Below are 23,435 nucleotides of genomic sequence, written 5' to 3'. Positions count from 1 at the left end.
CTTCAGTCGGGAGGAGCTTCATACAATACCGTTGTCAGCAATCCTTCGACCGATGCCCGGGGAAGGGCACCTCTCGGACCGCCCAAGGTGCCGATGCTCCTCTACGAGGAGAATGTGACCGCCACGGCCACGGTTCTACAACTGGAAACACGGTAATGATCGCGCTGCAGGAGTCGCATGGTGGTTTTGACCTGGAGAATCCGAGCTGATGCCCAAAGGCCGCCTGTGCAGCACAGGGACTGCATAGACCAAGGTTCAAGTAGTGACCTTTGACAGTGGAAAAAGTGCGCGCCTGCCGTGGTGTCTCGTTAGCGTCGCGCGTACGTGATGTGGTGGGAGTGATCATGCATGGTCCTTTCGTAAGATGTGAAAATGGAATGACGGCCGGCCATGTCGGCCGCCAGCAGGATTTGGTCCACCAGTCAATGAACTGGGGAGTCACGAACTGTAAGAAGAGTTGCCCCAGGCAGTGCCCCCTGCGGTGGCACTGCGCGATGGAGAATCGCAAGTGACTGTTGGGGCGGATGCCGTGGTTTGATCATGGTGCTGCTTCTCAGCACCATCCTGAAGGCCCTCAAGAGTCTGACTTGGTAGAAGCCACCGAATTACCCGTAGAAGAATCGCATGGCTCTCTTCTTTATAATGGGATTTTCAAAACGGGCTTCGGCCGTCTCCCCAGGGAGTCGGAGCGGAGCCGTCATTCGGGGCATTCCACCACCTTTGCTCGTCGGCGGTCCACGGGTGGAACGCAAGTCGCCTAACATCGCGAACAACGTCGGATGCCCCGTCAGCTGTGAAATCGTGGAGACTGGACGCGTTCCAACGTCGCGTACTTTTCATTAGCCCCGCGCTGCGAGCCAACTTCCAATGTTCTGTGATGGTGGATTCGTCCCGGCTGACTAGTTCGGCAATCGTCGCGCGGTCCACCGACGTAATACCCCAAGTGGAAGCCGTCCCGGCGGTTGCCTCGAGAGTCTGGATGACCCTCGGCTTGAGACCAGAGGCGGCTAGACGTAGTCGGTACTCCTCAAGATCGAACGTGCTCCCTGCGCTGTCCTGAGCCGACGCCACCCGGGCGCGCTGAAGGTACCACGTCGAGAAGGACCCTACCGCGTCAGCACCCCTCGATACGGCCATGGCACTCAGAGCGCCGCCTCCGGTGGTTCCTGACTCTCGCTTTGCAAGGTCACACCTACCAGCCCTCGTATGACGGCTGGTAACCCGCCCACTTGTCCGCTTGTGGCACAGCTCTCTGCGTTGGACTCGGAAGGCCCCAAAGGGGGCCGGAAGGCGTAGGAATGGTGAGCGTGTACCGGACGGTACCGTTCCTTCGCCGTTGCTTGAACAAGTAGCCTTCAGCTTCAGCTTTGGACGTGTGGCCAGAGATGGCGCCGGGCGTTAGGCCGATACGCCGCGCAAGCATGGCCCGTGACGGCCACGCCCGCCCTGATTCCGGGTTTGCAGATTCCGAGATCAGCAAGCAAATCGCCTTGGTTGTGGCAGGCAGACCAGATGCCGCGACGGCATCGGCGTAAGCGACGCGCTTGGGAACCTTACTCCCTGCGGCCATCATGCGGCTACCCTCTGCTGCTGAGCCCAGGAGCGTACGTCTTCTATGAGGTAGCGGCAGTGACCGCCGAATTTATGGAATTTTGGACCGTGAAAGCGCCCGTTTTGGGCCAGCCACTTCTCGGAGACGCGAAGGTAGGAAGCAACTTGCTTCCGGGTCCAGTAAGGGCTGGGCGGGAGGTCAGCCTTCGCAGCTGCAATTGCAGCGGATGAGGCACTAAGGATGGTCAAGATTCTCCAATCGAACGAAGGTACAGCCGACTTGGCAAGTCGGCTGTGTCCAACATATATCAGCACAGTTCACTTGGCAAGCTGACTGTGTTAGGGTGAGTTGCATGACCAGAAAACTGCCGCCCCTGTCGGCCGATGTGGAGCTTCTTCGGGCTTCTGATCCAATAACCGAGCAACGAGGGGAGGTGTGGGGGCAGCCCATCACCACCCTCTCGGTCCGGTACCAAGTCGAAGCATTCATCGTGAAGATAGGGTGGACAGTCGGACATCCGCTGGGTGCTTTCCGTGAACCGAATGAGATGGAAATTCAGTTCGACCCTGAATGGTATGCCCACCGTCACAGCGATCAGGCGGGTAGTGACGAGCGTGAATCCCTGGCGTTGAGCGGCCTAACCACAAGGATCTTGAGGAAGCTGCCCGTGGCACACGCCCAAGCGCTGATGCGCGACCAGTACGAGCACTTGGAGGTTGAGGACGTGAAAAAGGACCTAAGCCCCCTCCCATCGCGGGTTGAGCGCGATGAAGACTATGTTCACATCGCTTCTGCATACGTCGCCCTGGCCGCTGCGTCGGTAGAGCCCATCAGGCGCCTACACGAGTGGACGGGCGAGAGCCCCGACACGTGGCTTGCGCGTCTAAAGAGGGCCAGGGTCAAAGGGATTCTCGTCGGCACGGGCAACACGGCCCGCATGGCCGCCTCCTTCCAGGAACAATCGAATCAACTTTGGGCCAAAATGCGGGCGAGGTCGGAGGAAACCAGTGGCGGTTAAGAAACTTGCCGACGGTGTCAAGCGGTGGCAAGCCGACTGGACGACGGCCGACGGGGTACGTCAGAGGAAGCGGTTCGCCACGAAGAGAGAGGCAGAGGAATTTCACCACACCACCGTCCGGTCAATCAGGGGCGGCACATTCGTTGACCCGCGTGCGAGCAGTAAGGTCACGGTTGGTCACCTATATGCCGAATGGATAGGACGGATAGCGACGGTTGGTGCCAGTGGCAGAAAACCCGCAAGCCCAAAAACCGTGGACAATTACCGGCGCTGCTACGAGAACTATGTGGCCCCTCGGTGGGCGCACACGCCAGTCAGCAACATCCGCTATGACGATGTCGCAGAGTGGATAACCACGCTCAAAGGCCAGGACGGCCTTTCGGCAGGTGTGACCACACGCAGGGAGGTAGCACTTTACTTCGGCCGGCTCATGGGCTTCGCGGTGAAGAAGCGCCTGCTTGCCGCCAATCCAACGAAGGATGCTCTGGGTCAAACAGACTATGTACCGGCGAAGGAGAAACAGCGCCAACACGTCTACTTGACGATGCCGCAGCTTACGGCTCTTGCTCGAGAATGCGAGAATTTTGAGCTGTTCATAATGCTGGCGGGGACATGCGGTCTTCGCTGGGGGGAGATCACTGCACTAACGTTCGACGATCTGGACCTTGGCCACACGCCATCCCTTTCAGTGCGTCGTGCTTTCTCAGAAATCAGCGGGAGGCTCGTGCTCGGACCCACGAAGGGCGGCGAGAGCCGTGTCGTCCCGCTTCCCCGACTTATCGCCCAACGCTTCACCCAGGTCAGTTCCCCACTCGGGAGCGAACGCATCTTCAGCGGCGGACGCGGTTCCGTCTTGCGCAATAGCATGTGGACTAAGCGCCATTACGCACCTGCCATAGGAAGGATGACGGAGAAGGATCCTTCCTTTCCCCGACCCACATTTCATGATTTGAGGCATACCGCGGTCAGTCTAGCGATCAGTCATGGGGCTAACGTCAAAGTCGTCCAGCGCATCGCAGGGCACGCCAGCGCAACAATGACGCTCGACACCTATGCCGGGCTTTTTGACCATGATCTGCACGACAGCGCAGGGCGCATCAACGGCGCCCTGGCCAAGTTGGATTGGAGATAGTTCGTCACTTTTTCGTCACCAAAGCACCGATATCCCCTATCTTTGCATAGGCGATCACTTTCACTCGTAATGAAAAGGTCATCAGTTCGATTCTGATAGGAAGCTCAGAGAAAAACCCCGCTGGTTCGTTGAACCGGCGGGGTTTTTTGCTTGTTAGCTCCGGGCCTGAGCCGCCCAGCTCAATGGTGGAAATATCGAACATTTCCACAAATTCTCGACATGTTCGAAATATAGGACATTTCGCTTACTGAGTCGTAGTCACGCAGCAGGTCCTTGCCGTGGAACCGTGCGTCATCAGTGGAACCATCGTATGCCTTGAAGCCGACGGAGCACTCTCCATGAACGTGGCCATCCTAGAGGGCTTCTGGTCTTCTCAACTCACGGTTCGGCGTCCAGCCCAGGGGCAAGGGACCACTGATTTGCGCGCGTTGCCAATCGTCGACGGCGGACCAGCCTTGCGCCGACTGCTCGCTTGATGTCCCTACCGCTCCACGGGCCACCCGGAAGCCCCCGTCCTCCAGAACGGCGTCCGGGGCACTCCCCCGGCGGACAGATGCCCGGCAACTCCAAGCAGAATCTGCCCAACCGCCGCCCCGCAGGCTGCGGTAATCGCCATACCGCGCAGTGTCGGCAAAGTCCCAGCACCACTCCCAGACATTACCGAGCATGTCGAACAAGCCGAAGCCATTGGGAGCTTTGCCGGCAACGTCCTGAGGACCTTCTACCTCGTCCGCGGCTGTCCATGCGATGTCCGCCAACTCTCCATACCGGGGAGTGGTTGTACCTGCGCGGCACGCCCACTCCCATTCGGCCTCGGTGGGCAGCCGGTAACCGTCGGCTCCGGGGTGCCAAAGGACGTTTCGGTCGTGAATGGCGTAGGCAGGCTTAAGTCCCTCTGCCTCCGAGGCACGGTTGCACCAACTGACTGCGTCGAACCACGTCACGGGGTGCATCGGGGCATTGCCGGTGCTCTTCCCGGACACATCCTGGCTCCTGGCACTACCCGCCACCGCCGCCCATTGCGACGCCGTCACAGAGATGCGGCCCAGCAAGAACGACTCAAGGACAACCAAGCGCGTGCCCCGGGACCGGGCATCACGCAGTTCGATTTCCCCCGGCGGGACGGTGACGAGGTCAAGGGCCTTCACGAGCCTGATGCTAGCCCAGCCGGGACAGCAGCACGGCGACGGCGGCCGAGACTCCCCCGGCCAGAGAACCTTCCAGCTCGGGTGCGAAGAACGGCGAGTGGTTGACGGGGATTGCGCCTTCAATCCCCGAGGCAGGAGTGCCACCAAACATCCAGAACACGGACGGCACTCCGATCGCGGTGCCCAGGTGCCCGAAGTCTTCGCTGCCCATCATCGGCGGGGTGATTTCCACTGCCTCAGCCCCCAACGCCAGCCGCAGTGCCTCGATGACGGGAGGGACGGCGTCGGGATCGTTGAAGCATGGCGGGAAGCGGTACATTTCCTCGATGACCGGCGCGGGCGCCCCGGACGCTGCGGCCTCAGCGTCAATGATGCGGCGGACAGCGGCGAGGACCTGGTCGCGGACGTCGTCGTCGAAGGTTCGGATGTTGAGCGTGAACTCGGCCGAGGCCGGGATGATGTTCTCCTTGAGTCCCGCGTGGAAGGTTCCTACTGTGACGACGGCGGACTTCCGCGGATCCAGCTCACGGGACACTATCCCCTGGAGCCTCGTGACCATGTGCGCGGCCATGACGATGGGATCAATGGAATCCTGTGGCTGTGAGCCATGCGACTGCTGGCCGTGCACTGTAACCCGCAGCGAATCTGCCATGGCCGCCACCGGGCCGCTGGAAATCGCGACAGTGCCCACAGGCCGGGGCATGACGTGCTGTCCGAAGACCACCTCAGGCCGCGGCGCCTTGTCCCACAGTCCGTCGTCGAGCATGGCCAGCGCACCGGCGGCAGTCTCCTGGCCAGGTTGGAAAATCAGCACCAGCGTTCCCGACCAAGCCTCCGGAGTCCCTGCCAGCACCTCCGCGGCGCCAAGCAGGCTGGCTACATGCGTGTCGTGACCGCAGCCGTGCATAACGGGGACCACTGTGCCGTCCGGGAGGGTTCCGGTATCCGTGCTGGCGTAGTCCAGCCCGGTGGCTTCCTCGATCGGAAGGCCATCCGAGTCGGCACGAAACGCCACCACGGGACCGTCACCGTTCCGCAGGATCCCCACCACGCCCGTCCCGCCGCATCGGAAGTGCTCGAAACCGAGCCCGTCCAACTGTTCCTCAATCAATTCAGCAGTGGCGAACTCCTGCATGGACAGTTCCGGATGTGCGTGGAGGTGCCGGTACAGGGAGTGAAGCTTGGCGGTTTGTTGGCCGTCGAGCTGGAGGGCTGTGGCGGTGTGGGTCATGGGCCTGTCTTCCTGGTGATTGTGGGGACGGGGTGCTGGAGAGTGCTATTCGACGTGGATCGGTTTCGCTTCGTTAATGGTGGTCCTGGCCCGTAAGAACCATGCCAGAAGGATGGTGCCCAACACGGCAATAGCGGTGGACACCATGGCCAGCGACGGCACCAGGGGCAGCACAACAAACACGACGACGGCCGAGACCAGCAGCGCGAAGACCGTCGTGCGGGGCTGCTTCATGGACACGATGGCCTGCACCAGCACTGCGCCAAGAACGGCTGGCAGCACGTACAGGCGGGTCACCAGCAACACCGACGGCGGGATGACGCTGATCAGCCAGCTCCCCAGGAGTCCCACGAAGATCGCAAGCGAGATCAGGTGGACGGCCGCGGCACCGCAGATGGCGACGACGGCGGCCAGCTCGGCGCGCTTGCTGCCCGGCTTGGCACCGATATTGGTTTGCGCGATCAAAGCGGCCGGCAGGAGCTTGTTGGAGATATTGCCGATCATGAAAGCCTGGTACATCGCGGCAGGGCCGAGGATCGGGTAATACGTGAGTGGCTCCACGATCCAGATGATGCCGAAGGTTGCGGCCACAGCAGCGAAGGCGATCCAGAGCTGTGCGGGACCTATGTCCAGTCCACTGGAGAAGACAAGAAACAGTGGACCGGCTACAGAGATCAGCAGACCGAAGATCATGGTGATCTGCCCCCAGCGGGAGGTGGTGCGGCCGAACTCAGCCATGGCGGAGTTGCTGGTAGTGGTGATGGGAGCGGAAGTAGTGGAAGACATGCGGGGTGTTCCTTTCGTGCTCAAAGATAGGGGCTGGACGTGTGGATCAGGCGCCCACGGCGAGGTAGGCAGCGCCTAGACCTATGACGATGGAGAAGCCGAGCCCCCACTCGCGAAGCCAGCTCTTGCCGAGCTTCTTGGCCAGCAGCAGGCACAACCCCATGACTGCGGCGGAGATGAGGAAGGACACCACGTGAACGCCGGACTTGGGGAGTTCGGTGAAGCCCAGGCAAGAGAAGGCTCCGATCAGGGCAGCCGCTGGGACGATGGCCATGGCCGCGGGGTTCACGGAGCGGATCTTGGCATCACCCTTGCGGAGCACCGGAGTCAGTATCAGTGTGGCGAGCATCCACATGGCACCGCCGATACTCATGGCGAAGAACGCGACGGCGAAGACACTCTGCGTGTAGCTGGCGTCGCCGAGCTTCGCGCCCATGGAGCCTGCAGCGATGCCGGCCGCGGAGACGTCGTACGCAGCGGAACCGATCAAACCAATCCTGGACAAGACCGCCGGGGCGCCGAAGAGGCCCAGCAGGGCGATGGCAACGAGTGATACGGCCAAGGATGGTCCGATCGCGGAGACAGCACCGGAACGGAACGAGGTCTTGATGTCCTGCGGACTCATCTCAACGGAGGGTGCCGCCCGTCGGGCAGCCTTCATGAAGATCACGGACTGGATAATGATCACGCCGAAGACACCGGCCACGCAGATCCAAAGGACAGGATTGTTGGCGATGGCCATGATGTCGGTCGAATCGGTGGGGGCGAACGGTTGCAGTGCCAGGGGTTGGTGCATGGAAACCTCCGGGTGTGAGCCCCTCAGTCCGCGGCCGGACGACGCTGTGCGGCGCGTGGTCTGTGGGGCAAATCCATACCCAGTAACCAGATCGGCCATGGGGTTACCAACACCATTTACTATGAGCCGGATCACACACAATAGCTGACGGAATCAGCCATTACTTTGGCCGAATCCGTCAAACCTTGCCATCGGTGGTCCCGGGCTTCCGCGCTCCAGTGTGACGGGGCACACTTCAAGCAGTAGACATCCAGCAAAGGAGCACCATGCCTGACACCATCGGCGAGCTGTCCGCCGTCGAACTTGCCGCAGCAATCCGGGAGAAGAAGTTCTCTGCGTGCGAAGCCCTTGCCGATCATCTTGAGCGCATCGCCGAGGTCAACCCCGTGATCAACGCCGTGGTGACCCTCGACGCCGAAGGCGCTCAGGCCCTGGCGCACCGCGCGGACCAGCTGACGATGTCAGGGGCAGACCTTCCGCCCCTGCACGGCGTGCCCATGACCCACAAAGACACCAACAACACCGCCGGGATGCGCACCACCCAGGGCTCGCTCGCCTTGCGTGACTTTGTACCCGACGCCGATGACCTCATCATCGCCCGGTTGAAGGCGGCCGGGGTGGTCAGCACCGGAAAGTCGAACGTTCCCGAGTTTGGCGCTGGCTCCCACACGTTCAACGACCTCTTCGGGACCACCACCAACCCGTACGCACCCACCCTCAGCGCCGGCGGCAGCAGCGGTGGGGTGGCCGCCGTCGTCGCTTCCCGCGTCCAGAGCATCGGCGACGGCAGCGACATGGGCGGCTCGCTCCGCATCCCGGCCTCCTTCTGCAACGTGGTGGGTTTCAGGCCGTCGACGGCGGTGATCCCCATGCCGTCCGACGTCAACGCCTATGCGTGGCTGGGCCGAACCGGACCCATGGCACGTAGCGTGGCGGACATTGCCCTGTTCATGTCCGTGACGGCCGGCAAGGACCCCCGAGTGCCTCATCCGGAAGGGCTTGATCCGGAGGTCTTCCGAGCCGGACTCGAGGCCGACATGCGCGGGGTCCGGATCGGCTGGTCACGGGACTTTGGCATTGGAGTGCCGGTGGACCCTGAGATCCTGGAGCACCTGGAACGGCAGCTCGCGGTCTTCGAAGGCCTCGGCGCGATCGTGGAGGAAGCCACCCCTGATTTCAGCGAGGCCGACCTGGTGTTCGGCAACACCCGGGCCATGGACTTCGCCGCTGGACTGGGACCCATCCTGGAGCGCGCTGGAGACGTCATCAAACCGGAAGTGCACTGGAACGTCCAAAAGGGTTTCGATCTCACCGCCCGCGACCTGATCCAGACCGCTGCCGCCCGCACCCGGCTGGAACGCAGTGTCCAGTCATTCTTTGGGCGCTACGACCTCTTCGCCAGCCCCTGCGCCCAGGTCCTTCCCTTCGACGCCTCACTGCGCTATCCCGGTGACATCGCCGGTGTAGTCTCCGAGACCTACCTCGACTGGATGCGCTCAGCCTGCCTGTTGTCCGCCACAGGGCTGCCCGTGCTCAGCGTCCCGGCAGGCTTCAGTTCCGCAGGGCTCCCCATCGGCCTGCAGCTCGCCGGCAACCATTACACGGACATGCAGTTGCTCCGTTACGGCCGCGCCTTCGAACAGCAGACCGGATACGCCGCCATCGCTCCTGTCTTGTCAGCGGCCGGCGAGGCCCTTACTACCGTGCGCGCATAACCCGGCCGCCACGTTTTCGGGCGTCCAGCAGAATGGACACATCCACAGTGACAGCGTGCTGAGCCCACTCCGAGTCCGTAATGAAGCGATACAGCGCCGCCATGTCCTCCACCGTGACATCTGCCATGATCTGGTAATTACCGGCGATCGCCGCCGCATAACGGACGGTGGGCAGCTCCGCCAGGCTCTTGCCAACCTGTTCAACGTGCTGCGGGGAGGCCCGGATCCAGAGCAGTGCCTCGACGTTCAAGCCAAAGGATGCCGGCTCAACGATGGCGCGCAAGTGAACCTGGTTGTTGGCAAGCAGCCACTCAGCGCGGCGGCGTGCTGTTGCTTCAGAAACGCCGACCCGGCGACCCAACGCTTCAAAACTCATCCGGCCATCGGCACAGAGGGCATCCACGAGCTCGTGGTCCTGCCTGCTCAAATCCTGCCGCGGCACCAGGATGCCGGAGTCCGGGGTGAGGCTGGAACGGAGCGCCTCCGCCTTGTCACTGGTGAGAATTTCCGGCCGCCACCCCCGGATGGTGCGGAAGTAACGCAGAACGGGGTAGCTGGTGGAATCGCGCAGACCGATAGTGGCGGGCAACTCGTCAGAGAGGACATCGGCCATGCGTGCGGGCTCGGTGAGGATCTCTGCCACGCAGTCTCCCGTACCCGTGGTGGTGTAGACAAAGGTGGTATCCGGCCTCTGCCCCAGCGCGTGGGCCGCGGCCCGCACAGTGCCGGGCATACATCTCATCTCCACCAACACCACGGACGGCCGGGGCCGGATGCCCACTACAGCGACAGCTCCGGACTCCACAAGCTGTGAACCCCGGCGCGCGACAGTTCGTTCTGCTTCCCCAAGGACCGCCGCCATCTTCCGCCAGGGGCACCGCGGATCCAGTTGGAGCGCGGCAACGATCTGCCGCTCCAATGCGTCAAAAACCTCCATGCAAGCTCCGTCCTCCGTCCGCTGGGGTTGCTCAATTCCACCACGGACTGAGGTGCGTTACGTCACGACGGCGAATGCCGGCGTCGTGCCTTAACGGCAGGTGCCCCGCCCCCAAGGAGGGGACGGGGCACCAGGGTCAGGCTTGGGACTTAAGCGAAGTCGGAGACTGCCGGGTCCGGTCCGATGCGGCCTTCGGCACCGCGGTCCAGGCCGTTGATGGCCTCGATGTCGGTGGCATCCAGTGTGACGTTGAGCGCCGCGAAGTTTTCCTGGATGCGGGACTCGGTGACGGACTTGGGAATGACCACATTGCCGATGGCCAGGTGCCAGGCGATGACCACCTGGGCGGGCGTGGCATCGTGCTTGGCGGCGATTTCAGCAACTGTGGCGCTTTCAAGGAGCTCGCCACCCTGGCCCAGTGGGGACCAGGCCTGGGTCAGGATGCCCTTGGAGGCGTTGAACTCGCGAAGGTCAGCCTGGTTGAAGAAGGGGTGCAGTTCCACCTGGTTGATGGCCGGAACAACGCCGGTTTCATCGATGATGTGCTGCAGGCCTTCCTTGGTGAAGTTGGAGACACCAATGGACTTGACGCGGCCACGCTTCTTGAGCTCGATGAGCGCCTTCCAGGTGTCAACGTACTTTTCCTGCTTGGGCTGCTGCCAGTGAATCAGGTAGAGATCCAGGGTCTCGAGGCCGAGGCGGTCCATGGACTCCTCGAAGGCTGCGAGCGTGGACTCGTAGCCCTGGTCTGCGTTCCACAGCTTGGTGGTGATGAAGATTTCGTCTGCGGAAAGGCCGGAGGAGGCGATGGCTCGGCCGACGCCTGCCTCATTGCCGTAGATTTTGGCGGTATCGATGTGGCGGAAGCCGGCTTCAAAAGCCTGGCGCACCACCTTTTCGGCTACATCGTCTTCAACTTGCCACACCCCGTAGCCGAGCTGGGGGATGGTGTTGCCGTCGTTGAAAGTAAGTGTTGGTGACGAAGTCATGTTTGCCATACTGCCAGCACAAACCTGTGAAAAGCCCGGAATGTTACGGAGATCAGCTATGCGCTTAACTTCTTGCGCAAGAGGAATGAAGGCGCACGCTTGTAGTTGCGCACGCCTTGCATATTCTGGGCCCCTCAGACTCCGAGCTGCCGCTCCGCATCGGCAACCTGCTCAAAGACAGATTCCGAGCGCCGCCTGACAGAGAGTGCGCCCACAGGAACCGGACCAACGGCCAACCTCAGCATTGCGGCCGCCTCAGCCGTGGTGGCAAGGGAATTTCCGGCCTTGGACAATGCCCGGTGCACCCCTGCCAGCGCCCCCGGAACATCCAGGCCGTCGCTTGGGGAGCGTCTTTGCGCCTCGACGCAAATGGTTCTCACCCGCGGGGACAACTCGGCAAGCTCATTGGCGATCTGCACAAGCTCGTTGTACAGCTGGTCGTCGTCAACGCCCTCAAGAACTTGGTGGTAGCGGTCCAGGCCACGGTGGAAACGGTCGTGGGCGCGTCGCCACAACCCCTTACCAAGCTCCAGATCGTCTTTCCGTCCTTGGCGGACGGCCCCAAAGAAACCCACGAGCGAACTCAGAGGTACTGACCCGGACCGTGGTCGGGGTCTTCCGGCCGGCCGTGCGAAGCAGCTCCGGGAGCCCCCGGCGCTGCGGCACGCTGCGGCTGGCCATTTTCGCCAATGACGATACCCGGCGCGATGACAGTTCCCGGCGGGAGCTGGCGAAGCTGCATCTGCGCGGCCGCGTGTTCCTTGGCAGCCTGCTGTGCGGCGATGGCGGCCTGGATACCGTGGAACAAGCCTTCCAGCCAACCCACCAGCTGTGCCTGGGCGATGCGAAGTTCCGCATCGGAGGGCGCCTGTTCATCGGGGAACGGCAAGCTGATGCGTTCCAGCTCCTCGATGAGTTCAGGTGCGAGCCCATCCTCGAGTTCCTTGATGGAGCGCTCATGGATTTCCGCGAGGCGCCCACGTGCAGCGTCATCCAGGGGCGCGGCTTTAACTTCCTCCAGAAGTTGGCGGATCATGGTGCCGATCCGCATCACCTTGGCCGGTTCGTCAACAAGTTCGTGAAGATTGCCGCCCTTGGGCTTGGCACCCTTTCCGGGCTCTCCCCCGCCGGGCTGCTGTTCATCGGGCTTATTAGGGCCCTCTTCCAGCATGGTTCCCTCCACGGGGGTGTCGTCCGAAGCCTCATCCGTGGGCTGAATGTCGTTCAGATCGCTCATTCGTTCATACTCTCATGGGGTTCATGCGAACCCCCGTCCAGTCCCTCATTTTGGACTTCGTTCGTAGCGAAACTTGGTTCTTCGTCAGCAGCAGCGGCCCTGGGGATTGCTGTCCTGTCGGTCCATCCGGTCCCGCCAAAACTCACGCTCCGTCATGGCGGGACCGGTATGGCCCCCGGCGTTGAAGTGTTCAAGATACTTGCGGTAGGCGTCTGCACCCATGAGTGAACCCATGTAGGTGGCGAACCCACGAAGCCCTTTGGCCACCGCATTCATCAGTGATGCCCAGCTTTCTGCGTGCGTTTTTCTGCAGGCAGGGCATTCCACTCTGCCAGCAAGGCCTTCTCCGCTGATGTGGGGATCAGTCCGGCCGGGGCATACACCTTGGACGGCAGGGCCGGGTCCTCATGGTCTTGTCCGCCACCTGCACGGATGGCCTTGATGGTTGCCAGCAGGGCGGCGACAATCACGATGATGCTCAACGTCACGAAGATGACCGAAAGGACGCCCTGGATCATGGTGTTCCGGACCACCGCCTCCATGGCTGCAACGGTCTTGGCGGTGCCGAACTCCGTCTTGCCGTCCGCCAAGGCCTTGGAGAAGGCCTGGTTGTTGGCGAAGTAGCCCACTGCGGGAACCGGCGAGAAGATCTTGTGGAAGCTGGCAGTAATGGTCACTACGGCGGCAAACGCCAGAGGTACCGCCACGATCCACAGCCACTTGAAGACTCCCCGCTTGGCAGTGATGGCCAGGCACACCGCCAGCGCGATGGCCGCCAGGAGTTGGTTGGCGATGCCGAACAACGGGAAGAGCGTATTGATGCCGCCCAGGGGATCGGTAACACCCATCAGGAGCACCGCACCCCACGCACCCACCATGATGGCGGTGCAAAGCCAGGCGCCGGGACGCCAGGAGGCTTCCTTGAACTTGGGAACAAAGTTGCCAATGGAATCCTGCAGCATGAACCGGGCAACACGCGTGCCGGCGTCAACTGCGGTGAGGATGAAGAGTGCCTCAAACATGATGGCGAAGTGGTACCAGAAGGCCATCATGCCAGGTCCGCCGATGAACTGCTGCATGATGTGCGCCAAGCCAACAGCCAGTGTAGGTGCACCACCGGATCGGGAGATGATGCTCTCCTCGCCCACGTCCTTGGCCGTCTGGGCCAGCACGTCCGGGGTGATGTTCACGTTGGCCAGGCCGAGGCTGTTCACCCATTGCGCTGCGGATTCCACCGTTCCTCCGGTGAGGGCAAGGGGTGCGTTCATGGCGAAGTAGATGCCGCGGTCGATCGAGATCGCAGCTACCAGGGCCATGATGGCCACAAAGGACTCCATGAGCATGCCGCCATAGCCGATGAAGCGCGTCTGCCGTTCCTTCTCGATCAGCTTGGGCGTGGTGCCGGAGGAAATAAGGGCGTGGAATCCTGACAAGGCACCACAGGCGATGGTGACGAAGAGGAAGGGGAACAGCGCCCCCGAGAAAACGGGTCCGTTCTCACGGCTGGCGAACTCGCTGAACGCGGGGACAGTGATTTCCGGACGAACCACGATGATGGCCAAAGCCAGCATCACGATCACACCGATCTTCATGAAGGTGGAGAGGTAGTCGCGAGGGGCCAGAAGCAGCCACACCGGCAGGATGGCGGCAATGAAGCCGTAGATGATGATGCCCCAGGCGATAGTGACCTTGTCCAGGTGGAAGAAGGCTGCACCCCATTCGGTTCCGGCCACTGCGCCGCCGCCGATGATGGCCGCCATCAGAAGGACGAAGCCGATGATGGACACTTCCATCACCTTTCCTGGCCGGATGAAGCGCAGGTAAACGCCCATGAACAGTGCGATGGGGATGGTCATCCCCACAGAGAAGACACCCCACGGACTCTCGCCCAGGGCGTTGACCACGACGAGCGCAAGGATGGCCACAATGATGATCATGATGAGCAGGGTGGCCACGAGGGCCGCCGTGCCGCCAATGACGCCAAGTTCTTCACGTGCCATCTGGCCCAGGGAACGGCCGCCGCGGCGCATGGAGAAGAACATGACCAGGTAGTCCTGCACGGCACCGGCAAGAACAACGCCGATGATGATCCAGATGGTGCCTGGCAAATACCCCATCTGGGCTGCGATGACAGGTCCCACCAGTGGCCCCGCGCCGGCAATGGCGGCGAAGTGGTGGCCGAACAGCACATTGCGGTCAGTGCGGACATAGTCCTTGCCATCAGCCTTGTACTCGGCAGGGGTGGCGCGGCGATCATCCGGCTTGAGCAAGTAGCGCTCAATGACCTTGGAATAGAACCGGTAGCCAATCAGATAGGTGCATACCGCAGCGAAAACGAACCAGATGGCGTTCACGGTTTCGCCGCGTACCAGCGCCAGCATGAACCACGCCACCGCTCCCAGCAGCGAGATCGCCACCCACAGCCCGATCTTGGCTGGGGTCCACGTCCGTTCTTCTGCCTCCCGGACGGAGTCATCCACGGCCGGGGAAGGCAGCGTGGGATCCAGTCCTTCCTCAAGTCCGGTCTTGTCAGATACCTTGCCCATATCTCCTCCTTGAGAACTGCTGCAGTGATGGGTGCTGCCGTTGGTGGCGATCTTCGCGGTGGGGACCGCATCGCCGGGTGCCTTCCAGCACAGTAACAACCGTCACAGACAAATAAAGGGGGCACACGCCAACATGGAACAACGCGGCGGTGAACGGTCACAGCCTTGCGGCGGATGACCATGCTCCCAGCGCCGTAGGAGACTAGTTGGCTCCTCCATTGGCCTGCGCCTGCACCATGCGTGCTTCACACAGATCCAACCAGCGCACTTCGGCTTCGGCCTGGAAAATCAGGGAATCGAGCACCAACAGCCCGGCCGTATCCACGGAACGTTGGTTGGCGGACACTGTCTTCCTCGCCAGCGTGTGCTCCTGCAACGCCCTAACGGACACCTCACGCTGGGATTGGATGACCGCGGAGGTATCCACGCCCGGCAGCGTTACGGCAAGGGCCAGCTTGATGGCGATCTCGTTCCGCGGCGGGACGCCACGGTCCACGGCGCCGCCAAACCAAGCCTCGACTTCCTCAGCACCGGCGTCAGTGATGCTGTAGATGACGTGGCCACCGCCGTCGTCGCCGTCCTTACTGACCAGGCCATCGCGCTCAAGGCGGTCAAGGGTGGTGTAAACCTGTCCGATGTTCAGAGGCCAGGCCGCACCGGTCCGGTCCTCGAATTCGACGCGCAGCTCATAGCCGTACCGGGGCTGGTCCTGGAGCAGGGCCAGCAGGCTGTGCCGAATGGACATATGGCTCCTCGCAGCGGTTGGGCGGACGGTTCAGAGGAGCAGCAGGACCTTGCCCACGTGCTCGCCCGAGTCGAAATACTGATGGGCTTCCCGGACGTGGTCCAGTGGGAAGGATTTGGCCACAAGCGGCCTGATCCTGCCGTCGGTGAGCATCGGCCACACGGACTCGCGGACCGCGGACATGATGATGCCTTTTTCCGCCACGGACCGCGGCCGAAGCGCGGTACCAATCACGGCAGCCCGTTTGCTGAGGAGTTGGCCCAGGTTGATCTCGGCGGTGGTCCCGCCCTGCAGGCCAATGATGATCAGGCGGCCGTACTCGGCGAGCGCGTCGACGTTCTGCTGGAGGTACTTGGCGCCCACGACGTCGAGGATCACGTCCGCGCCTTTGCCCCCGTTTTGCGCCTTGAGGCTTTCAGCGAAGTCCTCTTCGGTGTAGTTGATGGCGATGTCGGCGCCCAGGAAGGCCTTGGCGGTTCCCACCTTCTCGTCGGTTCCGGCAGTGGTGGCTACCTTTGCGCCGTAGGCCTTGGCCAACTGGATGGCCATGGTGCCAATGCCGCCGGTGGCGCCATGGATGAGTACTGTCTCCCCGGGCTGCAGCTGTGCGGTCATGATGAGGTTTGAATAGACAGTGGCAGCAACTTCAGGCAGGGCCGCGGCGGTAATGAGATCCACGCCTTCGGGTACGCGCAGGACCTGCTCCGCGGGTACGGCCACCTGCTGGGCGTAGCCGCCACCAGAGAGCAGCGCAACGACTTTGTCCCCCACGGAGAACGCCTTGGTGACGCCGGGACCGAAGGCTGCGATGCGGCCGGAGACTTCAAGCCCGGGAATGTCGGACGCGCCTGGCGGTGGCGGGTAGAAGCCGCGCCGCTGCTGGACGTCCGCACGGTTCAGGCCGGCAGCCACGACGTCGATCAGGACCTCACCGGCGCCTGGCACCGGTGCGGGGACCTCGCGGATTTCGAGGACTTCGGGCCCGCCTGGCTCTGAGATGTAGACGGCTTTCATGACGAACTCCCGGTTTCTTGCTGGTCCTCAAACCCCCGGGGGCAGGGGTTGGAGGACGTGATGTTTTGGAACAGCCAACTCCCTATGAAACACTACTAGGCGAGGAAGGTTGTCCGAGCGGCCTAAGGAGCTGGTCTTGAAAACCAGTGTGCGGTAACCCCGTACCAAGGGTTCAAATCCCTTACCTTCCGCCAATGAGATGCCCCGGGTTCCAGGACCCGGGGCATTTTTGTTTGTTTGATTGCTGTTCCGCAGGGCCGCCAGACGCGCGCAACTGAGAACTGACACCCGGTAGATCATTGAAAGTGTCAGACCCCCCGCATAGTGTTCTGTCTGTCTCCACACCACTGACATATGCCGTAGCTTTCGCCGCGGAATAACAACAGGAGCCTGACCCATGCCTAAGCCTGACATCACTCCCGGCGCACCCTGCTGGATTGATCTGATGACGTCCGATACTGAGAAAGCGAAGACGTTCTACAATGCGCTTTTCGGCTGGACGTATGAGACCGGGGATGAGGAAAAGTACGGCGGCTACATCACGGCGTTGAAGGACGGTCGGATGGTGGCGGGCATCATGGCGAAGCAGGCTGACATGGGTGCCATGCCGGATGTCTGGTCCACTTACCTGCGTACCGATGACATCAAGGCAACCACAGAGGCAGCAGCCGCCCATGGGGGCCAGGTGTATTTGGAACCCATGGAAGTCCCCGAGCAGGGCAGCATGGCCATGTACGGGGACGCCTCAGGCGCGTCCATCGGAGCTTGGGAGTTCGGTGGAATGACCGGCTATGAGCTGGCGGCTGAGGCCGGTGCTCCCGCGTGGCATGAACTCCTTTCCAAGGATTACGAGGCCGCGGTCACCTTCTACCAAAAGGTCTTTGGCTGGGACACGGACGTCATGAGCGACACTCCGGAGTTCCGGTACACCACCCTTGGCGCCGGAGACGATGCCAAGGCGGGCATCATGGATGCCTCCGGTTTCCTTCCGGACCAGGTCCCCTCCATGTGGAGCGTCTACTTCGCTGTGGAGGACACGGACGCCACCGTGGAGCAGGCCACAGCCCTGGGCGCCACCATCACACAACCTGCAGAAGACACCCCGTTTGGTCGTTTGGCAACCGTGCAGGACCCCACGGGAGCTGTCTTCAAGGTTATCCAGGACCTGGGCCAAACGGCCTAGGGTTTCATCACATCGGGTCTGCCCGGCCGCCCTCTACCCAAGGGGGCCGGCCAGATCCGCTCATTGCCGGCGTTGGGGGATCAGCCGGCGTGGGTCCTTGTCTGGTCCCTCATTGTCGATCGCAGGCCTGTTGCCTGCGATCCCGCGGGGAATGAGGACCCACATGCACCACTTTTCACGACGATTGAGGACCGCTGCCGTGCTGGGCATGGCTTCGATCGCACTGGCTGGCTGTTCGTTGATCAGCAGCGGCGATGCCAAGCGGGATGAATCAGGAAAGCCTACGGAATCGTCCAAGGCCGATGCGTTCAAGGTGAAGTTGGGCGACTGCATCGCCAATCCGGACAGCCAGGAAGTTATGGATGTCACCATCATTCCGTGCGATCAGAGCCACGACCTCGAAGCCTACGCACTGACCAACATGGACGCGTCAACGTTCCCCGGTGACACTGAGGTGGGCACCAAGGCTGAAGAGTACTGCGGCGCCCAGTTCGCGCCGTTCGTTGGCTTGCCGTTCGAGGACTCCGAGCTGGACGTCACCTTCCTGCACCCCACCAGTGATTCCTGGAAAAACGGCGACCGCGAGATCGTCTGCCTGATCGGTGGCGCAGCAGGAGCCGCCACCACAGGGACCCTGAAGGGCGCTGCCAAGTAACGCAGGAGTGCCCCGGGAACCCTGCGGCCACCCTCGGTCCACCTCCCATTCATTCCATCGTGTTCTGCTATGCCCGAGCAATAGGTTTACCCCGGAGTAACTTCCGGAACAGCGCCCACTTCACAAGATTGTGGGCGTCGTCCAAAGGGCCCCACAGGGTCCCCTAATGAAAGTTAGAGCGGATGCACCAACAAAAGTGGAAAGTACTGGCAGGAACGGTCTTGTCAGCGGGGTTGCTTGCCTCCCCGCTGACGGCCGGTCCGGCCATGGCAGCGGATGATCCGTCCGACCCTGCCGGATCATCGCCAGTAGTCATCAACGAGGCGTACCTCAGCGGTGGCAGTGCCGGCGCCGCATTCAAGAACAAGTTCGTTGAACTCTATAACTCCTCGGATTCCCCGGTCAGCCTGGCAGGCTGGTCCCTGCAGTACCGTTCAGGCACAGCCACCGCCGCCCCGACAGGGATCACTCCCCTGACCGGGAGCATCCCTGCCAAGGGCTACTTCCTGGTCCAAGGGGCCACCAACAGCGGAGCCTCCACCGCCCCGGCACTCCCAACGGCCGATGTCCAAGCCACCGGGACGCTGAACCCCAGCGGTACCACGGGAACACTGGTCCTGGCCAAGCAGGCCACCGCTGTGTCCCCGCTGCCGGCTGGATCAGTGACGGGCAACGCTGCCATTGCCGACCTCCTGGGCTATGGCACCTCCAATACGTTCGAAACCGCTGCGGCCACTGCGCCCACCGGCAACTCCGACGTCAAGAGCCTGAACCGCACCAGCGGGGCAGACACCGACTCCAACGCCACGGACTTCAGCCTGAACGCCACGATCACGCCCACGGCCTCCAACGGCGGTGGAACCCCTCCCACGGATCCGGAGCCGGAGCCCGGCGTCAAGGCCATTGCCGAGATCCAGGGAACGGGTACGGCGAGCCCCCTGGTCGGCAGCACCGTGACCACGCGCGGCAAGGTCACCGCCCTCTACGCAACCGGCGGGTTCAACGGCTACTACGTCCAGACCCCCGGAACCGGCGGCGATACTGCCGGGGCGGCCAGGACGGCGTCGGACGCTTTGTTCGTCTACTCACCCACAACCACGGGAACCGTCCAGCAGGGCGACTACCTGGAACTCACAGGCGTCGTCAGCGAATTCGCCAACCAGACCCAGCTCACGGTTGAAGCTGCAGGGTTGAAGAAGCTCGCTGAGGCGGCCCCCGAGGTCAAGTCCACGCCGTTTGCGTTGCCGGCGAATGAGGCGGCGAGGGAAAGCCTGGAGGGCATGCTCGTGGCTCCCCAAGGCGACTTCACTGTCACGGATAACTACTCCCTGAACCAATACGGCGAAATCGGCCTCGCGGCCGGTACTTCGCCGTTGGTCCAGCCCACCGCGGTGGCAGCTTACGGCTCACCGGAGTACGCCGCCGTGGTGGCGGACAACGCGCTGCGCGGCATCAAGCTCGACGACGGTGCGTCCACCAACTTCCTCAAGGACGCCACCACCAAGGCCCAGCAACTGCCGTACCTGACAACCTCGGATCCTGTCCGTGTGGGTTCGCCCGCACAGTTCCGGACCGACGTCATCCTGGGCTACGGCAACAACTCCTGGAAGTTCCAGCCGCTCACCGCACTGAACGCGGCAAACGCCGGCTCGGTCCAACCGGCCAGCTTCACCGGCACCCGGCCCGAAGGTCCCGCCGATGTGGGAGGCAGCCTCAAGCTCGCTTCCTTCAATGTGCTGAACTACTTCCCCACCACCGGTGACCAGCTGGCCGGCTGCGTCTTCTATACCGACCGCGAGGGCAACCCCATCACGGTCAAGGAGGGCTGCAACGCCCGTGGTGCTGCCAATGCGGAGAACTTCGAACGCCAGCAGGCCAAGATCGTAGCGGCCATCACCAAGTCCGGCGCCGACGTCGTATCCCTCGAGGAAATCGAGAACTCCGCACAGTTCGGCAAGGCGCGCGACTACGCGTTGTCCAAGCTGGTGGAGGCCCTCAACGTCAAAACACCTGGCGTGTGGGACTACGTGCGGACGCCCGCCAACGCTCCCCCGCTGAGCGATGAAGACATGATCCGCACCGCGTTCATCTACAAAAAGGCCGTGGCTGAGCCCGTGGGTGAGTCCATCATCCACAACGACACAGTGGCATTCGCCAGTGCACGCAAGCCGCTGGCCCAGGTCTTCAAACCGGTTGGCGGAGCCGATGACAAGAAGTTCATCGCGATCTTAAACCACTTCAAGTCCAAGGGCTCGGCCGCTACTCCGGACGATACCGACAAGGGCCAGGGTGCCTCGAACATTGCCCGCACCAAGCAGGCTGAATCGCTGCTCGGTTTCTCGAAGGATCTTCAGGCATCCAAGGGCACGGACAAGGTCTTCCTGATCGGTGACTTCAACGCCTACTCCAAGGAGGATCCCATCAATGTCCTCACGGGCGCGGGCTACACGGACCTTGAGGCCGGCACCGGCAAGCACTCGTACTTGTTCGGCGGGATGGTGGGTTCCCTGGACCACATCCTGGCTTCACCTGCTGCCGCCAAGGCCGTCACTGGAACCGACATCTGGAACATCAACTCCGTGGAGTCCGTCGCGCTGGAGTACAGCAGGTATAACAACAATGTGACCAACTACTATGCCGCGGACGAGTTCCGGGCCAGCGACCACGATCCTGTGGTGGTGGGCCTGAACCTGGACACGGAAGTCCCCGCAAGCGTTGACCTGCAGTTCCTGGGGATCAACGACTTCCACGGTCGCATCGACACCAACACCGTGCTCTTCGCCGGAACCGTGGAGAAGCTCCGCGCGGCAGCTGCCCCCGGCGCTACGGCCTTCATCTCGGCCGGCGACAACATCGGCGCCTCACTCTTCGCTTCTTCGGTGGCGAAGGACCAGCCCACCATCGACGTCCTGAACGCCCTGGAGCTGCAGGCTTCCGCTGTGGGCAACCACGAGTTCGACGGCGGCTGGCAGGACCTGCGCGACCGCGTCGTCGCAGGAGGTACCAACGCAAAGTTCGCGTACCTCGGTGCGAACGTCTACCAAAAGGGCACCACCACGCCGGTCTTGCCGGAGTACAAGGTGCTGGATATGAACGGCATGCGGGTGGCCGTCATCGGCACTGTCACCCAGGAAGTTCCTTCACTGGTGACCCCCGCCGGAATCTCGGACCTCGAATTCGGGGATCCTGTGGAGGCCATCAACCGGGTGGCCGCGAAGATCAAGGCCGACGATCTGGCCGACCTCATCATCGTGGAAAGCCACGACGGCGCCGCGTCCGGCACTCCTGAGGGCGCCACGCTGGAGCAGGAAGTCGCCGCGGGCGGCCCCTTCGCCAAGCTGGTCAACGAAACCACTCCCGACGTCGCTGCCATCTTCACCGGACATACCCACAAGGAATACGCCTGGGACGCACCGGTACTGGACGCCAACGGCCAGCCGACCGGCAAAACCCGTCCCATCGTGCAGACCGGCAACTACGGCGAGAACGTGGGCAGCGTGACGCTCACTGTGGACACCGCCAGCAAGTCGGTGACCTCGTACAAGGCCGCAATCGTGGATCGGAGCACCGAGACCGCCGAAAGCCTGGTTGCTGCGTACCCGAGGGTGGCTGCAGTGAAGACCATCGTGGACAAGGCGCTGGCCCAGGCGGCTGAAATCGGCAACCAGCCTGTTGGCACAGTGACCGCCGATATCACCACCGCCTTCACCCCGGATCCTGCCGGAGGCGCCCCCAAGCGGGACGACCGCGCGAACGAATCCACGCTGGGCAACCTGGTGGCGGACTCCCTGGTGGATACGCTCAAGGCACCCGAACTGGGTGCGGCGGAGATCGGCGTCGTGAACCCCGGCGGCCTGCGTAACGAGCTCTACTACGCCCCGGATGGCACCATCACCTACGCCGAGGCCAACGCGGTCCTGCCGTTCGTGAACAACCTGTGGACCACGTCCCTGACAGGCGCCCAGTTCAAGACGCTCCTGGAGCAGCAGTGGCAGACCAACGCTGACGGAACCGTGCCCAGCCGCCCCTACCAGCAGCTTGGCTTGTCCAAGAACGTCAACTACACCTACGACCCCGCCCGTCCCGCAGGCGACCGCATCACAGGCATCTGGGTGAACGGCGCTGTCATCGATCCCGCGAAGCAGTACAAGATCGGCACGTTCAGCTTCCTTGCCACCGGTGGCGACAACTTCCGGGTCTTCAAGGAAGGCAGCAACACCAAGGACACTGGTCTGGTGGACCGCGACGCCTGGATCAAATACCTGCAGGAGCACAAGCCGGTGTCGCCGGACTTTGCCCGCCGTTCCGTCGCTGTGGTGAACTCCACCGCAGCCGGGATCAAGGCCGGCGAGCCCATCGCACTGGCTGTCTCCAAGCTGAACCTGACATCGATCGGCAGCCCCGCCAACGCCACCCTCAACGCCGTCTTTGTTGACAGCAAGGGGACGGCGGTGACGCTCGGATCCGTACCGGTAACAGCCGGTGCAGCCACGGTGGACCTCAAGGTTCCCGCCTCGGCAGCGGCCGGCACTGGCACATTGGTGCTCACCGCCGTCGAAAGCGGAACCGTGGTGAAAGCGCTCGTGACGGTTGCTGAGAGCGGCCCGAACCCGCCGCAATGCACAGCACCCACCAAGCCGTCCAAGTGGTACGACATTGTGGGGTGGCTGCGGTATGCGTTCGCCTGGTTGGAGTACCAGAGGTGCCTGCGGGGCTAGCAACCCCTGAACGCCAAAAGGCAGGGCCCTCAC

Annotated in this window: 19 protein-coding genes and 1 tRNA gene; 7 read left to right on the top strand and 13 right to left on the bottom strand. The window is 62.5% G+C overall.

From position 1 onward, the window contains the following. Positions 1 to 1,904: 1,904 nt before the first annotated feature. On the top strand, positions 1,905 to 2,570 hold the full coding sequence (locus tag ABIE35_RS17200; RefSeq protein ID WP_354516810.1) for a hypothetical protein: 666 nt from the start codon (positions 1,905 to 1,907) through the stop codon (positions 2,568 to 2,570). Then, positions 2,560 to 3,702, top strand: coding sequence for a tyrosine-type recombinase/integrase (locus ABIE35_RS17195; protein ID WP_354516808.1), 1,143 nt, complete (start codon positions 2,560 to 2,562; stop codon positions 3,700 to 3,702). The genes ABIE35_RS17200 and ABIE35_RS17195 overlap by 11 nt, the downstream gene beginning before the upstream one ends. Before the next feature lie 4 nt (positions 3,703 to 3,706). On the opposite strand, the gene ABIE35_RS17190 is transcribed toward ABIE35_RS17195, so the two are convergent. The 5 genes from ABIE35_RS17190 to ABIE35_RS17170 form a co-directional block, all read right to left on the bottom strand. Next, positions 3,707 to 3,904, bottom strand: coding sequence for a hypothetical protein (locus tag ABIE35_RS17190; protein WP_354516806.1), 198 nt, complete (start codon positions 3,902 to 3,904; stop codon positions 3,707 to 3,709). Positions 3,905 to 4,055: 151 nt separating this feature from the next. Continuing rightward, positions 4,056 to 4,850, bottom strand: coding sequence for a formylglycine-generating enzyme family protein (locus ABIE35_RS17185; protein ID WP_354516804.1), 795 nt, complete (start codon positions 4,848 to 4,850; stop codon positions 4,056 to 4,058). 10 nt (positions 4,851 to 4,860) lie between these two features. After that, positions 4,861 to 6,081, bottom strand: a complete 1,221-nt coding sequence (locus ABIE35_RS17180; protein ID WP_354516802.1) for an amidohydrolase — start codon at positions 6,079 to 6,081, stop codon at positions 4,861 to 4,863. Between the two features lie 45 nt (positions 6,082 to 6,126). Continuing rightward, positions 6,127 to 6,867 (bottom strand): hypothetical protein, encoded by a 741-nt coding sequence (locus ABIE35_RS17175; RefSeq protein WP_354516800.1) that lies wholly within the window; start codon positions 6,865 to 6,867, stop codon positions 6,127 to 6,129. A 46-nt stretch (positions 6,868 to 6,913) separates the two neighbouring features. Continuing rightward, entirely contained in the window at positions 6,914 to 7,663 is a 750-nt protein-coding gene (locus tag ABIE35_RS17170; protein ID WP_354516876.1) for a DUF5058 family protein, read from the bottom strand. Between the two features lie 266 nt (positions 7,664 to 7,929). Between ABIE35_RS17170 and ABIE35_RS17165 the strand changes: the two genes are divergently transcribed. Next, positions 7,930 to 9,378: an amidase gene (locus ABIE35_RS17165; protein ID WP_354516798.1), complete on the top strand. Its 1,449-nt coding sequence runs from the start codon at positions 7,930 to 7,932 to the stop codon at positions 9,376 to 9,378. Here the strand turns inward: ABIE35_RS17165 and ABIE35_RS17160 are convergent. From ABIE35_RS17160 to ABIE35_RS17125, 8 genes are all read right to left on the bottom strand, one after another. Beyond that, on the bottom strand, positions 9,362 to 10,315 hold the full coding sequence (locus ABIE35_RS17160) for an Lrp/AsnC family transcriptional regulator (RefSeq protein WP_354516796.1): 954 nt from the start codon (positions 10,313 to 10,315) through the stop codon (positions 9,362 to 9,364). The genes ABIE35_RS17165 and ABIE35_RS17160 overlap by 17 nt on opposite strands. A 149-nt stretch (positions 10,316 to 10,464) precedes the next feature. After that, positions 10,465 to 11,304 (bottom strand): aldo/keto reductase, encoded by an 840-nt coding sequence (locus ABIE35_RS17155; RefSeq protein ID WP_354516794.1) that lies wholly within the window; start codon positions 11,302 to 11,304, stop codon positions 10,465 to 10,467. Between the two features lie 134 nt (positions 11,305 to 11,438). Next, positions 11,439 to 11,879: a hypothetical protein gene (locus ABIE35_RS17150; RefSeq protein ID WP_354516792.1), complete on the bottom strand. Its 441-nt coding sequence runs from the start codon at positions 11,877 to 11,879 to the stop codon at positions 11,439 to 11,441. Positions 11,880 to 11,887: 8 nt separating this feature from the next. Further along, the gene (locus ABIE35_RS17145; protein ID WP_354516790.1) at positions 11,888 to 12,541 is read right to left on the bottom strand and encodes a bacterial proteasome activator family protein; all 654 of its coding nucleotides are present in this window, start codon (positions 12,539 to 12,541) and stop codon (positions 11,888 to 11,890) included. Positions 12,542 to 12,625: 84 nt separating this feature from the next. Further along, the gene (locus tag ABIE35_RS17140; RefSeq protein WP_354516788.1) at positions 12,626 to 12,817 is read right to left on the bottom strand and encodes a YbdD/YjiX family protein; all 192 of its coding nucleotides are present in this window, start codon (positions 12,815 to 12,817) and stop codon (positions 12,626 to 12,628) included. Continuing rightward, positions 12,817 to 15,087, bottom strand: a complete 2,271-nt coding sequence (locus ABIE35_RS17135; protein ID WP_354516787.1) for a carbon starvation CstA family protein — start codon at positions 15,085 to 15,087, stop codon at positions 12,817 to 12,819. The genes ABIE35_RS17140 and ABIE35_RS17135 overlap by 1 nt, the downstream gene beginning before the upstream one ends. A 202-nt stretch (positions 15,088 to 15,289) precedes the next feature. Further along, positions 15,290 to 15,832, bottom strand: coding sequence for a PadR family transcriptional regulator (locus ABIE35_RS17130; RefSeq protein WP_354516785.1), 543 nt, complete (start codon positions 15,830 to 15,832; stop codon positions 15,290 to 15,292). 30 nt (positions 15,833 to 15,862) lie between these two features. Then, the gene (locus ABIE35_RS17125; RefSeq protein ID WP_354516783.1) at positions 15,863 to 16,846 is read right to left on the bottom strand and encodes an NAD(P)H-quinone oxidoreductase; all 984 of its coding nucleotides are present in this window, start codon (positions 16,844 to 16,846) and stop codon (positions 15,863 to 15,865) included. Between the two features lie 103 nt (positions 16,847 to 16,949). Here ABIE35_RS17125 and ABIE35_RS17120 point away from each other — a divergent pair. The 4 genes from ABIE35_RS17120 (at position 16,950) to ABIE35_RS17105 (ending at position 23,402) form a co-directional block, all read left to right on the top strand. Continuing rightward, positions 16,950 to 17,040, top strand: a tRNA-Ser gene (locus tag ABIE35_RS17120). 203 nt (positions 17,041 to 17,243) lie between these two features. Continuing rightward, complete coding sequence (locus tag ABIE35_RS17115; RefSeq protein ID WP_354516781.1) at positions 17,244 to 18,029, top strand: VOC family protein; 786 nt, start codon at positions 17,244 to 17,246, stop codon at positions 18,027 to 18,029. 163 nt (positions 18,030 to 18,192) lie between these two features. Beyond that, positions 18,193 to 18,684, top strand: coding sequence for a septum formation family protein (locus ABIE35_RS17110; RefSeq protein WP_354516779.1), 492 nt, complete (start codon positions 18,193 to 18,195; stop codon positions 18,682 to 18,684). A gap of 182 nt (positions 18,685 to 18,866) precedes the next feature. Further along, a complete protein-coding gene (locus tag ABIE35_RS17105) occupies positions 18,867 to 23,402 on the top strand; it encodes an ExeM/NucH family extracellular endonuclease (protein WP_354516777.1) in 4,536 nt (1,511 codons plus the stop codon). Positions 23,403 to 23,435 lie beyond the last annotated feature (33 nt).

The organism is Paenarthrobacter sp. 4246, from assembly GCF_040546855.1.
GTDB lineage: Bacteria > Actinomycetota > Actinomycetes > Actinomycetales > Micrococcaceae > Arthrobacter.
The sequence above is the reverse complement of the archived record's forward strand: the minus strand, read 5'-3'. Positions and strand labels throughout refer to the sequence as shown.

Bases quoted from the DNA above. Each gene is read 5' to 3' on its own strand.
- ABIE35_RS17170 (WP_354516876.1), bottom strand. From the start codon at position 7,663: ATGCACCAACCCCTGGCACTGCAACCGTTCGCCCCCACCGATTCGACC.
- ABIE35_RS17125 (WP_354516783.1), bottom strand. From the start codon at position 16,846: ATGAAAGCCGTCTACATCTCAGAGCCAGGCGGGCCCGAAGTCCTCGAA.
- ABIE35_RS17135 (WP_354516787.1), bottom strand. From the start codon at position 15,087: ATGGGCAAGGTATCTGACAAGACCGGACTTGAGGAAGGACTGGATCCC.
- ABIE35_RS17105 (WP_354516777.1), top strand. From the start codon at position 18,867: ATGCACCAACAAAAGTGGAAAGTACTGGCAGGAACGGTCTTGTCAGCG.
- ABIE35_RS17110 (WP_354516779.1), top strand. From the start codon at position 18,193: ATGCACCACTTTTCACGACGATTGAGGACCGCTGCCGTGCTGGGCATG.
- ABIE35_RS17115 (WP_354516781.1), top strand. From the start codon at position 17,244: ATGCCTAAGCCTGACATCACTCCCGGCGCACCCTGCTGGATTGATCTG.
- ABIE35_RS17190 (WP_354516806.1), bottom strand. From the start codon at position 3,904: ATGTTCGATATTTCCACCATTGAGCTGGGCGGCTCAGGCCCGGAGCTA.
- ABIE35_RS17180 (WP_354516802.1), bottom strand. From the start codon at position 6,081: ATGACCCACACCGCCACAGCCCTCCAGCTCGACGGCCAACAAACCGCC.
- ABIE35_RS17155 (WP_354516794.1), bottom strand. From the start codon at position 11,304: ATGACTTCGTCACCAACACTTACTTTCAACGACGGCAACACCATCCCC.
- ABIE35_RS17175 (WP_354516800.1), bottom strand. From the start codon at position 6,867: ATGTCTTCCACTACTTCCGCTCCCATCACCACTACCAGCAACTCCGCC.
- ABIE35_RS17145 (WP_354516790.1), bottom strand. From the start codon at position 12,541: ATGAGCGATCTGAACGACATTCAGCCCACGGATGAGGCTTCGGACGAC.
- ABIE35_RS17165 (WP_354516798.1), top strand. From the start codon at position 7,930: ATGCCTGACACCATCGGCGAGCTGTCCGCCGTCGAACTTGCCGCAGCA.
- ABIE35_RS17140 (WP_354516788.1), bottom strand. From the start codon at position 12,817: ATGAATGCGGTGGCCAAAGGGCTTCGTGGGTTCGCCACCTACATGGGT.
- ABIE35_RS17200 (WP_354516810.1), top strand. From the start codon at position 1,905: ATGACCAGAAAACTGCCGCCCCTGTCGGCCGATGTGGAGCTTCTTCGG.
- ABIE35_RS17160 (WP_354516796.1), bottom strand. From the start codon at position 10,315: ATGGAGGTTTTTGACGCATTGGAGCGGCAGATCGTTGCCGCGCTCCAA.
- ABIE35_RS17130 (WP_354516785.1), bottom strand. From the start codon at position 15,832: ATGTCCATTCGGCACAGCCTGCTGGCCCTGCTCCAGGACCAGCCCCGG.